This window comes from Kitasatospora sp. NPDC022856, assembly GCF_055561235.1.
Genome location: NZ_JBVHHE010000023.1, coordinates 4,897 through 18,781 on the forward strand (window position 1 = coordinate 4,897; position 13,885 = coordinate 18,781).

At 74.3% G+C, this 13,885-nt stretch carries 13 protein-coding genes; 3 read left to right on the forward strand and 10 right to left on the reverse strand.

What is annotated here, in order from left to right:
• Nucleotides 1-142 precede the first annotated feature (142 nt).
• The 5 genes from ACZ34W_RS26345 to ACZ34W_RS26365 all read right to left on the reverse strand — a co-directional run bounded on the left by ACZ34W_RS26345 (nucleotide 143) and on the right by ACZ34W_RS26365 (nucleotide 4,944).
• Nucleotides 143-616, reverse strand: coding sequence for an SHOCT domain-containing protein (locus ACZ34W_RS26345; RefSeq protein ID WP_329492062.1), 474 nt, complete (start codon nucleotides 614-616; stop codon nucleotides 143-145).
• Between the two features lie 183 nt (nucleotides 617-799).
• Nucleotides 800-1,384, reverse strand: a complete 585-nt coding sequence (locus ACZ34W_RS26350) for an NUDIX hydrolase (protein ID WP_465607565.1) — start codon at nucleotides 1,382-1,384, stop codon at nucleotides 800-802.
• On the reverse strand, nucleotides 1,381-2,541 hold the full coding sequence (locus ACZ34W_RS26355) for a type III polyketide synthase (RefSeq protein ID WP_465607567.1): 1,161 nt from the start codon (nucleotides 2,539-2,541) through the stop codon (nucleotides 1,381-1,383). Before ACZ34W_RS26355 ends, ACZ34W_RS26350 begins: the two co-directional genes overlap by 4 nt.
• A gap of 71 nt (nucleotides 2,542-2,612) precedes the next feature.
• A complete protein-coding gene (locus ACZ34W_RS26360) occupies nucleotides 2,613-3,818 on the reverse strand; it encodes a cytochrome P450 (protein ID WP_352296261.1) in 1,206 nt (401 codons plus the stop codon).
• 220 nt (nucleotides 3,819-4,038) lie between these two features.
• On the reverse strand, nucleotides 4,039-4,944 hold the full coding sequence (locus ACZ34W_RS26365; protein WP_465607570.1) for a phosphatidylinositol-specific phospholipase C: 906 nt from the start codon (nucleotides 4,942-4,944) through the stop codon (nucleotides 4,039-4,041).
• 499 nt (nucleotides 4,945-5,443) lie between these two features.
• Between ACZ34W_RS26365 and ACZ34W_RS26370 the strand changes: the two genes are divergently transcribed.
• Nucleotides 5,444-6,094 carry a LysE family translocator gene (locus ACZ34W_RS26370; protein ID WP_465607572.1) on the forward strand — a complete coding sequence of 217 codons (651 nt, stop codon included), beginning with the start codon at nucleotides 5,444-5,446 and terminating at the stop codon, nucleotides 6,092-6,094.
• A 60-nt stretch (nucleotides 6,095-6,154) separates the two neighbouring features.
• Here ACZ34W_RS26370 and ACZ34W_RS26375 read toward each other — a convergent pair whose 3' ends face one another.
• Entirely contained in the window at nucleotides 6,155-7,690 is a 1,536-nt protein-coding gene (locus tag ACZ34W_RS26375) for a carbohydrate binding domain-containing protein (protein ID WP_465607574.1), read from the reverse strand.
• A gap of 249 nt (nucleotides 7,691-7,939) precedes the next feature.
• A complete protein-coding gene (locus ACZ34W_RS26380; protein WP_465607576.1) occupies nucleotides 7,940-8,569 on the reverse strand; it encodes a choice-of-anchor C family protein in 630 nt (209 codons plus the stop codon).
• Between the two features lie 395 nt (nucleotides 8,570-8,964).
• Between ACZ34W_RS26380 and ACZ34W_RS26385 the strand changes: the two genes are divergently transcribed.
• Both ACZ34W_RS26385 and ACZ34W_RS26390 read left to right on the forward strand, forming a co-directional pair.
• Complete coding sequence (locus ACZ34W_RS26385; RefSeq protein WP_465607578.1) at nucleotides 8,965-9,585, forward strand: GDSL-type esterase/lipase family protein; 621 nt, start codon at nucleotides 8,965-8,967, stop codon at nucleotides 9,583-9,585.
• A 64-nt stretch (nucleotides 9,586-9,649) separates the two neighbouring features.
• Entirely contained in the window at nucleotides 9,650-10,606 is a 957-nt protein-coding gene (locus tag ACZ34W_RS26390) for an aldo/keto reductase (RefSeq protein ID WP_329487070.1), read from the forward strand.
• Nucleotides 10,607-10,713: 107 nt separating this feature from the next.
• Here the strand turns inward: ACZ34W_RS26390 and ACZ34W_RS26395 are convergent, their stop codons facing one another.
• From ACZ34W_RS26395 to ACZ34W_RS26405, 3 genes are all read right to left on the reverse strand, one after another.
• The gene (locus ACZ34W_RS26395; RefSeq protein WP_359838310.1) at nucleotides 10,714-11,367 is read right to left on the reverse strand and encodes a GNAT family N-acetyltransferase; all 654 of its coding nucleotides are present in this window, start codon (nucleotides 11,365-11,367) and stop codon (nucleotides 10,714-10,716) included.
• A 76-nt stretch (nucleotides 11,368-11,443) separates the two neighbouring features.
• Nucleotides 11,444-12,121, reverse strand: coding sequence for a nitroreductase family protein (locus ACZ34W_RS26400; protein ID WP_465607580.1), 678 nt, complete (start codon nucleotides 12,119-12,121; stop codon nucleotides 11,444-11,446).
• Nucleotides 12,122-12,197: 76 nt separating this feature from the next.
• Nucleotides 12,198-13,835, reverse strand: coding sequence for an ABC-F family ATP-binding cassette domain-containing protein (locus tag ACZ34W_RS26405; protein WP_465607582.1), 1,638 nt, complete (start codon nucleotides 13,833-13,835; stop codon nucleotides 12,198-12,200).
• Nucleotides 13,836-13,885: the final 50 nt, after the last annotated feature.

Here is a 13,885-nt window from a genome sequence, read left to right on the forward strand (position 1 = left end):
GCGGGGGGGGGGGGGGGGGGGGGGCGGGGGGGGGGGGGGGGGGGGGGGGGGGGGGGGGGGGGGGGGGGGCCCCCCCCCCCCCCCCCCCCCCCGCCCCGGTCGGTCCCGGCTCAGGCCGGTCCCCGCTCAGGCCGGTCAACGCTCAGGCCAGGAGCTTCTCCTTGGCCCGCTGGTACTCGACCTCGGTGATCGCACCGCCGGCCTTGAGGTCGGCGAGCTTGGCGAGGTCGTCGACGTGGCTGCGCCCGCCGGCCGCGGCGGCGCTCGCGGTGGAACCCGTCGAGCCCGTGGCACCCGGGGCACCCGCGCCCGGCGGACCGCTCCCGGGCGCCTCGGCGGCTGCCTCCCGGATGTACGCCTTGAACGCGGCCTCGTTCTGCCGGGCCTCGGCCACGTCCCGCTTGCTCATCGACGTGCCACGGGCGATCACGTAGACGAGGACGCCGATCAGGGGCAGCAGGATCACCAGGATCAGCCAGCCGGCCCGGCCCCAACCGCTGAGGTCCTGGCTGCGGAAGATGTCCGTGATGATCTTGAACAGCAGGAAGAACCAGAGGATCCAGAGGAACAGCTCGAACATCGTCCAGAAGATGTTGAGCAGCGGGTAGTTGTCCATGGCGCTCCCGTCGGTGACGACCCAGGTCAAACGAGTCATATCACCGCATGAAGGGCATGGTGCCGCTGTGATCGGCCATCCCAGTGATCTTCGGTGCCACCGGGTGTGGGCCCGGCCCGGGCCCCGGCCGCGCCCGTGCCCCCGGCCCGTGCCCCGGCTCGCCCCGGCCGCCGCCCCGCTTCGCTAGCCGGCGGCCGTCCGCCCGCGCAGCTCCACTGCCAGGCCGACCAGCTCGCCCCACCACGGCTCGTGGCTGCCGACCAGCAGCCGCTGCGCCTCGGCCGGCTCCACCGCACGGACCTCGACCACCTGCTCGCCGTCGTCCGGGTTGGTCGGGGTGGAGTCCACCGACACCTCCGCCCAGCCCCAGAGCCAGGCCTTCTCGGGGTGCGGCTGCCACGGCCGGTACGGCTCCGCGCTGTCCGTCACGCAGCGGTGGGCCCCCAGCCAGGACGGCTCGCCGAGCAGGCGCGCGCCGGCCTCCTCACGCAGCTCGCGGACCAGGCAGGACTCGATCGACTCGCCGCTCTCCCGCGTCCCGCCCGGCAGGAACCAGTGGTCGCGGTCGTCCCGGCAGAGCACCACCAGCCCGGCGGAGAAGCCCACCAGGTGGATGTTGGTGATGAGTTCGTCCGGTGGCAGCGCGAGGGAGAACTGCGCGTCGTACCGGCCCCAGGGCCAGTACTGCGGTGCGTGCAACGCGGGGAAGCGCGCGGCCAGTTCGGCCGCTCTGGCAGAGACGTCGGATCGGTCCGTGGTGTCGGTCATTCGGTGATCGTAGTCCCGGCCGGACGCAGCAGGGGGGTGGTCGCCTGGACGAGTGCGAGGTCGGCCACGTCGATCGCCCGGGGGCGGCGCGGGATGGTCGCCTCGATCGGGACGCCTGCCCAACTGCCGAGCGAGATCTCGGCGGTGATGCCCGGCCCGAAGCCCGCGATCAGGCCGTGGGTGCCGTCCGCGACCCCGCCCTCGTCGAAGAGCCGGGCGAGGGCGTCGAAGACGACCGCGCTGGCGATGTTCCCGCGCTCGGTGAGGGTGGCGCGGCTGAAGCGGAAGGCCGCGGGCTCCAGGTCGAGGTAGTGGCAGAGGTCGTCGAGGATCCGCGGGCCGCCGGCGTGCACGATGTAGAAGCCCAGGCCCGAGATGTCCCAGCTGTGTTCGGTGGCCAGCGTGCGCAGGGCGGGCGCGAGCATCTCCATGGTGCCGGGGACGCGTTTGTCGAGCTGGAAGTGGAAGCCGGTGTCCCTGACGCCGTAGGAGATCCAGTCCTCGGTGTGCGGGACGAGGTGCGAGCCGTTGCGCTCGACGCGCACGCCGGTGCCGCCTCGGCCGCGCATCACGGCGGCGGCGACGGCGTCCCCGAACAGGCCGTTGGAGAGCAGCGACCCGACGCCGAGGTCGGTCGGCTGGTAGCAGAGCGAGCAGAACTCGCAGGCCACGATGAGCACGTTGGCGCCGGGGTAGGCGCGGCAGAAGTCGTGCGCCCGGTTGACGGCGGCGCCGCCGGCCGCGCAGCCGAGCTGGGCGATCGGCACCTGGCGGGTGTCGGAGCGGAAGCCCATGGTGTTGATCAGCCAGGCGGTCAGCGACGGCATCATGAAGCCGGTGCAGGACACGTAGATGATCAGGTCGATCTCGCGGGCGGACAGGTCGGCGTTGGCCAGGGCGCGTTCGACCACCTCGGGGACCCTGCGCTTGGCCTCCCGCTCGTAGACCGCGTTGCGGCCGGTGAAGCCGGGGTGGCGCAGGGTCTTGTCGATGGGCTGGACCAGGTGCCTGGTCCGGACGCCGGTGTTCTCGATCAGACGCAGGGCGAGGCCGAGCTGTGGATGGTCGGCGTGCAGGCCGCGGGCCAGGTCGAGGGTCTGCTCCAGGGTGATGACGTGTTCGGGGACGGCGATGGCGGGTCGGCAGAGTGTTGCCATGGGTACGGATCTCCCCTGGAGGGCCTACGGGTGCGTCGGAGGGGCGCCGGGCCGGCGCGGCGGGGAGCTGGTCACCAGGCGACCGGCAGGGTCCGCGGATAGCGCCAGATCGAGCCCGTCCGCCAGTCCAGCTCGGCGGCCGGCACGGCGAGCCGCAGGTCGGGGAAGCGGCGCAGCAGGGTGCCGATGGCCACCTGGAGCTCCATCCGGGCGAGGTGGGCGCCCGCGCAGTGGTGCGTCCCGTAGCCGAAGGCCATGTGGTTGGCCGAGCCGCGGTCGAGGTCCAGCTCGTCGGGCCGCTCGAACATCTCCGGGTCGCGGTTGGCGGCCAGGTAGGAGACGTGGACGGCCTCGCCGGCCCTGATCCGCACGCCGCCGAGTTCGACGTCCTCGGTGGCGACCCGGGCGATGCCGACGCCCTGGCGGAACGGGATGAAGCGGAGCAGCTCCTCGATGGCGCGCGGCAGCAGCTCCGGCTGGGCGCGGAGCTTGCCGAGCTGCTCGGGGTGGGTGAGCAGGGTGTAGGTGATGTTGCTCAGCTGGTAGGTGCTGGTGTCGTGGCCGGTGACCAGCAGGACCATGGCCATCACGGCGAGCTCCTGGTCGTCCAGCAGCTCCTCCTCGTCCCGGGCGGTGGCCAGGGCGCTGATCAGGTCCTCGCCGGGGGAGCGGCGGCGGGCGGCGGTCAGCTCGGAGAAGTAGGCGCGCAGCGCGGCCTTGGCCCGGACCTGGCCGTCGCCGCTGCCGGGGCCCATCGACATCATCGCGACGGCGTGGCCGCGCAGCTCGGCGCGGTCCTCCTCGGGGATGTCGAGCAGCTCGCAGATGGTGACCATGGGGAGTCGGGAGGCGAGGTGGTGGACGAAGTCGGCGGGGGAGCCGTGCTCCGCCATCTCGTCCAGGAAGCCGTCGACCGTGCGCTGGGTCTTCGGCCGCAACTGCTCGACCTGCCGGTTGGTGAACCCCTTGGCGACCAGCCGGCGCAGCCGGTTGTGGGCCGGCGGGTCCATCAGGTTGATCGCCTCGACCTGGGCGATCGGGGCGGGCGTCATCCGGGGGAGGTCGCGGCCGATGCCGGCGGCGCGGCTGAACCGGCGGTCGGTGGTGACGACGCGGACGTCCTCGTAGCGGGTGGCCAGCCAGGCCTCGCCCTCGCCGTGCGGCAGCCGGATCCTGGCGACCGGGTCCTCGGTGAGCAGTCGCTTGAGGAGGGGGTCGAACTCCAGGCCTTCGGTGTGGTTGAAGGGGCAGTCCCACACGGGGGCGGAGGTAGTCACGGGCTTATCCCAATGGCCGGAGTTGGTGCCGCCCGACCGGGGGATCGTTCGGGCGCGGACGTGCTGATGTTCCCCCATGGAAAGGCAAAAATGTGGATAAGGAAGATAGTTCGCTCGATCGAGCGAGATAGATGATTGTCGTGCGATATACGGGAGTTGAGGGCGCACGGATGCCCGGGCGAGTGGGGCGCGCCCGGGCGGTCGGGCGCGCCCCGACCGGTCAGGCGCCGAAGTTGAGCGCGTACAGCGAGCGCGCGAGGTCCGGGGTCACGAAGTCCAGCGGGACGGTGCCGAGCACCGGGCGGGCGGGGCGGTCGAGGGCGCCCAGGTAGGAGCGGAGCTTCGGCGTGATCGCGTCCGCGGCCTGGCGCGGCCAGAGGCCCCAGCCGGAGCTGGAGGTGAAGGTGAGGAACAGGCGGCCCGGGTCGGCGGCGCGGGCGGCGTCCAGGTGGGCGGAGACCTCGGGCCACTTGCGGGAGTTGAGCTCGAAGATGGTGCCGATGTCGTAGTCGTCCTCGATGTCCGTCCGGGGCCCGCCCCAACGGAGGCCGGGCAGGCCGGAGTTGTCGGCCAGCAGGACCACCCGCCCGCGCACCTCGCCGAGCCGGGGGATCCGGTCCTCGCTCCAGAACAGGCCCGGCCAGCGCGCCTGGTAGCCGGCGAAGAGTGCGCCGAACTCGCTGTCGGAGACCGTGGAGTACTCCTGTTTGACCCGCATGACCAGGGTCTCGCCCGGGTGGGCGGCGAGGAAGGCCAGGCAGTGGTTGAGGACGTCGCCGAAGAAGATCTGCTGGAAGACCGGGCCGTGGTGGATCGCGAGCACGCCGTCGATCGCGCGGCAGCGGATGTCCAGGAAGCGCACGCCGGCCGCGAACTGGTCGGGCAGGGCGAGTGTCTGGGTCTGTGTCAGCGGGCCGCCGTACAGCGCGCAGCTGTCGTGCGTGCCGGGGAGGGTGAGCCGGGAGAGCGGGGCTCCGCCGTCGACGGCGCCCAGCCAGTCGGCTCCCGCCGGAACGGCGAGCGCGCCGGCCCGGGGCGTGGCCGCCCCGAGGCCGGCGGCGGTGAGGGCGCCCAGCAGGGCGGTTCGGGTGAAGGTGCGCCGGCTGATCGGCGCGTGCGAGGTCACGGGCACGGTCTGGTACCCCCGTCGGGTGTGGTGGCCGGATCACGACAATGGCATGTCCATTGTGGAGAGATCGGCCCGCCCTGCCCAGCCCCGCGACGGCGCGCGGTCGCACCTCCGCCCGTCGGCGGCGGGCGAGTTGTCGCGCGGGCGGGTGAGGTCCGGCGGCCGGACCAGGGTCGGACCAGGGTCGGACCAGGGCCGGACCAGGGACGGACCGGGACCGGACCAGGCCCACGGCCCGCCGGGGAGGCCGGACGCGGACCGGCCTGCCCGCCGCGGTGCCGCCCCCGGGCGGTGGTGAGGACTGTAGCGGCTGCGCCCGACAAGTGAGATCGCATTATTCGTAGGATGAGACCTTGATCGCGGCGGATGTGCTGCGAGCCCGCGGCGCGGTGCGCGGCGGGATCGAGGCGGTTGCGCGTCGCGGCCTCGCGGCGGGCCGGCCGCCGGCCCGCGGTGTCCGCACCGCGGCCACGAAGGGAACGGGGAGAGCGGCACGATGGTGAGTCTCGGCGCGATAGCCGGCATCGCGATGGTGGAACTGGGGATGGTCCTGTCCCCCGGTCCGAACATGATCTACCTGGTGTCCCGCTCGGTCGCCCAGGGCCGGCGGGCCGGGCTGACCTCGCTGGCGGGCGTCTTCGTCGGCTTCCTGGTCTACCTGGTCGCGGCGACGGCCGGGATCGCGGCGGTGTTCGCGCTGGTGCCGGAGGTCTATCTGGCGCTCAAGCTGGCGGGCGCGGGCTACCTGCTCTTGCTGGCCTGGAAGGCCGTCCGGCCGGGCGGCACTTCGGCGTTCGCGCCGAAGGAAATGGCGGCCGACCGGCCCGCCCGGCTGTTCGGCATGGGCCTGCTGACCTGCCTGCTGAACCCGAAGATCGCGATCCTGTACGTCTCGCTGCTGCCGCAGTTCGTCGATCCGGACCGCGGCCACGTCGCGGTGCAGAGCCTGCTGCTGGGCCTGACGCAGATCGCGGTCGGCGTGGCCGGCAACGCGGTCTTCGTGCTGATGGCGGGCTCGGTGTCGGCCTTCTTCGCGCGCCGCCCGACCTGGCAGCGGGTCCACCGGTACCTGATGGGAACGGCGCTGGCCGGCTTCGCGGTGCGGCTCGTGGCGGACCGCTCGAACGCGGCGGTGGCGGCGCCCTGAGCCGCCGTCGGCGGTCACGGGCCCCGCGGGGCCGGCGACCGCCGACGGGGACCGCCCCGCTCAGCCCGCGTACTGGGCGAAGATCTTCGCGAACTCGTACGGCTGCTGGGCGATGTTGGTGCACTTGTAGAGCGCGCCGGTGCAGGCGTTGGCGTCCCGGGTGGCGTCCCAGAAGGCCAGCTCGCCGAGGTGGTGCTGCTGGGCGAAGGCGACCAGCTGCCGGGCGTCCGCCTGGTTGTAGACCTGGTGGTCGTCGTTCTCCCCGAGCATCGGGGTGATGCCGACCGCGGCCCAGAGCTGGGCGTCGCTCTTCGCCGGGTAGAGCGACTTGAGCTGGCCGTAGAGGCCCTGGGCCGCCTGGACGGCCGCGTCGCCGTAGTCGGCGCCGGTGCGGTAGTAGTCCATCGCCATCGCGTTCACCAGGTCGACGGCCACGCCCGCGTCCCGGGCCGAGCGGACGATGGCGACGCCCTCGGCGGTGAGCCCCTCGGGCAGCACCGGCAGGGTGAACGACACCTTCAGGCCGGGGTTGGCTTTCTGCAGCTTGGCCAGCGCGGCGGAGCGGCGCTCGTTGGCGACGGTGTCGGCGATCGCGGCGCCCTCGATGTCGAAGTCGACGTAGCGCAGGTCGTAGGCCTTGACCACGGCGTCGTACTCGGCGAACAGCGAGTCCACCGAGGCGCAGGCGGCGGCGAGTTCGGTGCCGCTGGCGCCGCCGAAGGACACCTTCACGTCGCCGCCGGCCGAGCGCAGCGCGTCCACCTGGTCCTTGGCCCAGCCGGTGCGCGGGTCGTAGGCGTTGAACCAGCTGGCCTTGCAGCCGACGCCGGTCACGAAGCCCATGGTGAAGGACTTCAGATTGCCGGCCTGGGCCATCGCGGGCATCGACGGGGTCGGCCAGGCGCCCATGTCGATGTACGGGGCCACCGGGACGGCGGTGGGCGGCGGCGGGGTGGTGGGCGTTCCGGTGCCGGTGGGCGTGGGCGTGGGGGTCGGCGTCGGGGTGGCCGAAGTCGGCGGCGGGGTGGTCGGGTTGCCGCCCGGACCGGTGAGCGCGACGTCGTCGGCGAGGTAGCCGCCCTGCCCGTACCAGCCGTGCAGGTAGACCGTCACGCTGCTGGTGGCCGGGCCGGTGGTGAAGGTGGTGGAGAGCTGCTGCCAGGCGGGGCCGCCGGGGGTCCAGACCGCCGGGTCGGTGACCCCGCTGCCGGTCGCGCCGAGGTAGACGTACTGGCCCTGGACCCAGGCGCTCAGCGTGTACGTGGTGTTGGGACGAACGGCGACGCTCTGGCCGCACTGCGCGGTGTCGCTGCTGCTCACGCCGCCCCTCAGCGCGTACGAGCCGCTGTGCGCGCCGGTGCCGACGACGCTGCCGGTGGTGGCCGAACAGCTCCAGGGGCTCGCCGAGCCGCTCTCGAACCCGGCGTTGCCGAGCAGGTTGCCGTCGGCCGCGCCGGCGCTCCCGGCGAGCGAGGCGAGCCCGCCGCCGGCCAGCACGGTGGCGGCGGCGAGACCGAGCAGCTTGACCCGGACGGCGGGGCGGCGGTGCCGGGCGGGGGCGTCGGGCGCGTGGGTGTCGTGGGGCGCGCGTGGCATGGGGGTGCCTCTCGGGACGGTGCGCCCGCCGCCCGCCACGCGAGGGGGAGCGCGGGCGGGCGGCGGGTGCGGTGGGGGCGTGGTCCGGTGCGGGGAGGTGCGCGGTGCAGCTTCAAACTGGACTAGACCAGCTGTGCACGTCAAGCACCTTCGGCACATCAGAGGCGGTTGCCTGGAAGGTTTTAGGAACGGTTTAAGGCAGCGCCCGCTCCCGGGGCGCGGCCGTGGGCGCCCGGGCGGGCCGCGCGGTCAGCAGGTGGGGCAGGCCCGGCACTCCCGGACCTGGACGTCGTCCACCACCGGGCCGTAGGCGCCGCTGCCGGTGGTGCTGGCGAAGGCCAGTGTGGTGGAGGCGCTGGTGGCCACGAAGGTGAACTGGCGGCCCACGTACCCCATGGCGGCCCGCGACCTGCCGGTGGTGTCGAAGGAGAAGTCCTGGAAGTCCTGGCCGTCGACGAGGGCCCGGCCGGTCTTGACGGCCGGTCCGCCCTCGGGGTTCCCCGCCAGCGCGTACGTCACCGAGTAGGTGGCGCCCGGCGTGGTGGCGAAGGTCTGGGCCACGGTGCCCTGGGAGGAGCCGTTCAGGTCGACGGACTGGTCGCCCTCGGCGGCCTGCCAGAAGCCGGCGCCGATCAGGTCCACGCTGCCGCCGGTGACGCGCCACGGGCCGACGGACTGTCCGGCCGAGAGGCCGAGGAAGGAGTTCGCCGCCACCTTCGGGGTCTCGAAGCTGCCGTCGTCGAAGCGGCTGAGGGCCCGGCTCTGGGCCCCCGCGCGGTCGGCGGTGCCGGCGGCCCGGGCGGGAACCGCCCAGGTGGTGACGCCGCCGACGAGCAGCGCGAGGGTGACGGCGGCGGTACGGGTGCGCGGGAACGACATGGGGACCTCCCGGACGGACGTGGCGCCGGAACCCGGAGCGGGTCCGGCAGCGCTCATCGTCGGAGCCGCCGGCCGCGCGGGGCCAGGCCGGGGCGCGGGCGCCTCGTGGTGCGGGGCGGCACCCGTGAGCTCTCGCGCGCCGGTTTGGCGGGCGGTCGGCCGCCGCGGACCGGCCCCGGGCCGTCCGCCCCCGGGGCCGGGCGGGCGTGGCGCCGCGCGGCGGCGGCCCGGGGGAGGCGCCTCGGTCCGGTCCGGCCGTTGCACACGATCCATCCGCGCGCCCCGGCCGCGCTTCGTACGCTCCCCGTCCTGGCGCGCGGCCGGGGCCGGGGGTGGCTTCGTCCACCCTGTGGAAAGGTGCCCGGCGTGGTCGGCCGCGCCCCTATCGTGACCGGATGATCAAGGACTTGCGCATCTGCTTCATCGGGGACTCCTTCACCCAGGGCGTCGGTGACCCGGAGTACCGCGGCTGGGTCGGCCGGGTGCTCCAGGAGACCGGCCGGGCGGCGCCCGCCGAGCTCACCGCCTTCAACCTGGGCGTCCGGCGCAACACCTCCTCGGACGTGCTGCGCCGGATCTGGGCGGAGCTCGACGCACGGACCCTGCCGGGCGCGGACAACCGGCTGGTGGTCTCGGTCGGCAGCAACGACGCCACGCCGCAGGACGGCGGACCCCGGGTGGCGCCGGCCCGCTGCCTGGCCAACCTGACCGCGATCCTGGACGGCGCCCGCGAGCGCGGCCTCGGCGTGCTGGTGGTCGGGCCGCCGCCGGTGATGTGCTGGGGCCGGGACCACCTGGAGCCGCTGCTGGACCTCGCCGGGCGGATCGCCGGGCTCTGCGCCGAGCGCGGTGTGCCGTTCGTCGACGTGACGGCCGCGCTCGCCGCGGACCGGGTCTGGGCGGCGGAGGCGGCGGCGGGCGATGGCGCGCACCCGGGTGCCGGCGGCTACCGCTTCCTCGCCGCTCTCGTGCTGTCCGGCGGCTGGCGGGACTTCGTGCGAGGCGCGCGGGCTTGACCTTGAGCGCACTCCAAGGGAGAGGCTGGTGCCGTTGATCCACGACACGAAGGAGCACCGGAAGATGCGTACCACCACGCTTGGTCAGCAGGGTCCCGAGGTCGGAGTGGTCGGTCTCGGCTGCATGGGCATGACCTGGGCCTACGACCTGCGCAACCGTGACGACGACACCTCGGCCCGGGTGATCCGCGAGGCGCTGGACCTCGGCGTCACGCTGATCGACACCGCCGACATCTACGGCCCGTACAGCAACGAGGAGGTGGTCGGCGCCGCCCTGGCCGGCCCGTACCGGGAGCGCGCGGTGCTGGCCACCAAGGTCGGCCTGGTGCCGGGCACCGGCGACCGGCGGGTGGACAACGACGGTCGGCCCGAGCACGTGCGGCGCGCGATCGACGAGAGCCTGCGCCGTCTGGGCACCGACCACGTCGACCTCTACCAGCTGCACCGGGTCGACCCGGAGGTGCCGATCGAGGAGACCTGGGGCGCGCTCGCCGAGGCCGTCGCGGCCGGCAAGGCGCTCCGGATCGGGCTCTCCGAGGTCACCGTCGAGGAGATCAAGCGGGCCCAGGCGGTGCACCCGGTGGCGTCCGTGCAGTCCGAGCTGTCGCTGTGGACCAGGGACGCGCTGGCCGAGGTGCTGCCGTACACCGAGGCCGAGGGCATCGCCTTCCTGCCGTTCTCGCCGCTCGGCCGGGGCTTCCTGACCGGCAGCATCTCCTCCCTGGACGAGCTGCCGGCGGACGACTTCCGCCGCTCGCTCCCGCGCTTCCAGCAGGACGCGCTGGCGGCCAACCTGGCCCTGGTGGCGAAGGTGAAGGAGGTCGCCGACCGGGTCGGCGCGACGCCCGCGCAGGTCGCGCTGGCCTGGGTGCTGGCGCAGGGCCGGTACGTCCTCCCGATCCCGGGCACCAAGACGCCGCGCTACCTGGTGGACAACGCCGGGGCGGCCGACCTGGTGCTCTCGGCGGCCGACCTCGCCGAGCTGGACGCGCTGCCGGCGCCGACCGGCGGGCGCTACTGACCGGGTGACGGGCCGGTCTTCCGGAGCCGGGCTTCCTGGCCGGTCTTCCGGGCCGGGCTCCCGGACCGGCGGCACAGGGTGCGGGGCCGGGCCGGCCGGCCCCGCGCTCAGCGCTCCTTGACCCAGACCAGCTGCCGGCCCGTCTCACCGGGCGCCCGGACCGCCGCGTCGGCGATCCGGGCCAGCCGGAAGCCGAGCTTGCGCGGCACGGCCGCACTGGCGGTGTTGGCCTGGTCGCAGTGGATCTCCACCCGCCGGACGCCGGGCAGCGCGAGCGCGGCGGCGCTCAGAGCCCCGGCGGCGGCGGTGGCGATGCCCCGGCCGCCGTGCTTCGAGCCCACCCAGTAGCCGATCTCCAGCGCCCCCGGCCCGATCCGGCCGTGCAGGCCGAACGAGCCGATGACGCTGCCGGGTTCGGCGTCCAGGCCGACCAGGTAGATGAAGTCGGTGCCCGCGTCCCAGGCGGCCGCGCCGGCCGCGGTCAGCTCGGTGGTCTGCGCCAGCGTGGGGGCCGCGGCGGCCCACTCCAGCCAGGGCCGCAGATGCTCCAGATCGGTCCGGACGGCGGCGTTCAGCGCGCGCGCGTACGCGGCCGAGCGGCGGTGCAGGGAGATCCCGCCGGCCAGCCGCAGCAGTTCCGGCGGCCGGCCGGTGGAGATCTCGCCCGGGGCCGGTCGGCGCCGTCCGGTGCCGGATCCGGTGGCGGGGGCGGTGGCAGGGCCGGGTACGTCCTCGCAGGGTGGTGGCGTGACGTGTGTCATGACAGCGATTATGGGCGGGCCCCGGAGCGCCGGCCACCGCCGAACCGCGGGGGAGCCGGCGCCGCCCCCGGGCGCGTCAGAGGCGTGTCAGCACGTCGTCGAGCTCCTTGCGCCGCAGGTCGGGGACGCGCGCCCCCTCCGCCGGGTAGCCCACCGGGATGACGTAGGCGGCCCGCTCCTCGGCCGGCCGTTCGCACACCTCGTTGAGGAACTTCATCGGGCTCGGGGTGTGGGTGAGCGTGGCCAGGCCCGCCTGGTGCAGGGTGGCGAGCAGCAGTCCGACGGCGATGCCGACGGACTCCTTGGTGTAGTAGGGGCGCGGCGACCGCGGGCCCTTGTGCACCTCGAAGACGACGATCACGGCGGGCGCGTCCTCCAGGAACGGCTTCCGCCAGTCGGTGCCGATCGGGGCCAGCGCGGCCAGCCACTCCTCGGAGGCCCGGTGCGCGTAGAACTCGCGCTCCTCGGCCTCGGCGGCCTCGCGCAGCCGCCGCTTGCGCTCCGGATCGGTGATCACCACGAACCGCCAGGGCTGGACGTGCGCGCCGCTGGGCGCGGTGTTCGCGGTGCGGATCGCCCATTCGACGACGCCGTCCGGGATCGGGCGGGTCGCGTAGTCGCGGACGGTCCGGCGCCGCGCCATCACGTCGTGGAAGGACCTGCTGCGTGCCTCTGCCTCGTGGGCGGGCACCGTCATCGGGCTCAGCGGGACGGTCGGGTAGGCGGGCGTCCCTGCCACTGCACTGTCAACCATGGCCGACAGCACAGCACATGACGGGCGGTCCGGGAAGAGTCCCGGACCGCCCGATCGTACAAATGGACCAGACCACTCAGCTCTCGTGGACGCGCCCGCCGCGGACCTCGATCCGCCGGTTGACCTGCACCGTGTCCAGCATCCGCCGGTCGTGGGTGACCAGCAGCAGCGTGCCGGTGTACGAGGCCAGCGCGGACTCCAACTGCTCGATGGCGACCAGGTCCAGGTGGTTGGTGGGCTCGTCCAGCACCAGCAGGTTCACGCCGCGGGCCTGGAGCAGCGCCAGGGCCGCCCGGGTGCGCTCGCCGGGGGAGAGGGTGTCGGCCGGCCGCAGCACGTGCGCCGCCTTCAGGCCGAACTTGGCCAGCAGGGTGCGCACCTCCTCCGGGCTCAACTCCGGTACGGCGGCGGCGAACGCGTCCGAGAGCGGCTCCCCGCCCAGGAACAGGCCGCGGGCCTGGTCCACCTCGCCGACGACCACGCCCGAGCCCAGCGCGGCGTCGCCGCCGTCGAGTTCGAGCCGGCCGAGCAGCGCGGCCAGCAGGGTGGACTTGCCCGCGCCGTTGGCGCCGGTGATCGCGACCCGGTCGGCCCAGTCGATCTGCAGGTCCACCGGTCCCAGGGCGAAGTCGCCGCGCCGGACGGTGGCCCCCCGCAGGGTGGCGACCACGGCGCCGGAGCGCGGCGCGGTGGCGATCTCCATCCGCAGCTCCCACTCCTTGCGGGGCTCCTCGACCACGTCGAGCCGCTCGATCATCCGCTGGGTCTGCCGGGCCTTGGAGGCCTGCTTCTCGGTCGACTCGGTCCGCATCGCGCGGCCCATCTTGTCGTTGTCGCCGGCCTTGCGGCGCGCGTTGCGCACCCCGTGCTCCATCCAGCCGCGCTGCATCCGCGCCCGGGCCTCCAGGCCGGCCTTGGTGTCGGCGTACTCGTCGTACTCCTCGCGGGCGTGCCGGCGGGCCACCGCGCGCTCCTCCAGGTACGCCTCGTAGCCGCCGCCGTACAGGTTGACCTGCTGCTGGGCGAGGTCCAGCTCCAGCACCCGGGTGACCGTCCGGGCCAGGAACTCGCGGTCGTGGCTGATCACCACGGTGCCCGCGCGCAGGCCCTTGACGAAGGACTCCAGGCGCTCCAGGCCGTCCAGGTCGAGGTCGTTGGTGGGCTCGTCGAGCAGGAAGACGTCGTAGCGGGAGAGCAGCAGCGAGGCGAGGCCGGCCCGGGCGGCCTGGCCGCCGGAGAGCGCGGTCATCGGCAGGTCCAGCGAGACCGTCAGCCCGAGCGAGCCGGCGACCTCCTCGGCCCGCTCCTCCAGGTCGGCGCCGCCGAGGTCCAGCCAGCGGTCCAGGCTGGCCGCGTAGTCGTCGTCGGCGCCGGGGCGGCTCTCGACCAGGCCCTCGGTGGCCAGGTCCAAGGCCGCCTGGGCGGCCGCCACGCCGGTGCGGCGGGCCAGGAAGTCCCGGACCGACTCGCCCTCGCGCCGCTCAGGCTCCTGCGGCAGGTGGCCGATGGTCGCGCCCGCCGGGCTGAGCCGCAGCGAGCCGCCCTCGGGGGTGTCCAGCCCGGCCAGCAGCCGCAGCAGCGTCGACTTGCCGGCGCCGTTCACGCCGACCAGCCCGATCACGTCACCGGGGGCGACGACCAGGTCCAGGCCGGAGAAGAGGGTGCGGTCGCCGTGGCCGGCGACGAGGTCCTTGACTACGAGTGTGGCGCTCATGATGTCTCCGATTCTAGGAGAGCGGGGGAGCGCGCCGGGGCCCGCGGCGG

What these genes read in the sequence shown, in the direction of transcription:
- ACZ34W_RS26345 (WP_329492062.1), bottom strand. Translation starts at nt 616, where the DNA reads ATGGACAACTACCCGCTGCTCAACATCTTCTGGACGATGTTCGAGCTG.
- ACZ34W_RS26350 (WP_465607565.1), bottom strand. Translation starts at nt 1,384, where the DNA reads ATGACCGACACCACGGACCGATCCGACGTCTCTGCCAGAGCGGCCGAA.
- ACZ34W_RS26355 (WP_465607567.1), bottom strand. Translation starts at nt 2,541, where the DNA reads ATGGCAACACTCTGCCGACCCGCCATCGCCGTCCCCGAACACGTCATC.
- ACZ34W_RS26370 (WP_465607572.1), top strand. Translation starts at nt 5,444, where the DNA reads ATGGTGAGTCTCGGCGCGATAGCCGGCATCGCGATGGTGGAACTGGGG.
- ACZ34W_RS26375 (WP_465607574.1), bottom strand. Translation starts at nt 7,690, where the DNA reads ATGCCACGCGCGCCCCACGACACCCACGCGCCCGACGCCCCCGCCCGG.
- ACZ34W_RS26380 (WP_465607576.1), bottom strand. Translation starts at nt 8,569, where the DNA reads ATGTCGTTCCCGCGCACCCGTACCGCCGCCGTCACCCTCGCGCTGCTC.
- ACZ34W_RS26385 (WP_465607578.1), top strand. Translation starts at nt 8,965, where the DNA reads ATGATCAAGGACTTGCGCATCTGCTTCATCGGGGACTCCTTCACCCAG.
- ACZ34W_RS26390 (WP_329487070.1), top strand. Translation starts at nt 9,650, where the DNA reads ATGCGTACCACCACGCTTGGTCAGCAGGGTCCCGAGGTCGGAGTGGTC.
- ACZ34W_RS26395 (WP_359838310.1), bottom strand. Translation starts at nt 11,367, where the DNA reads ATGACACACGTCACGCCACCACCCTGCGAGGACGTACCCGGCCCTGCC.
- ACZ34W_RS26400 (WP_465607580.1), bottom strand. Translation starts at nt 12,121, where the DNA reads ATGGTTGACAGTGCAGTGGCAGGGACGCCCGCCTACCCGACCGTCCCG.
- ACZ34W_RS26405 (WP_465607582.1), bottom strand. Translation starts at nt 13,835, where the DNA reads ATGAGCGCCACACTCGTAGTCAAGGACCTCGTCGCCGGCCACGGCGAC.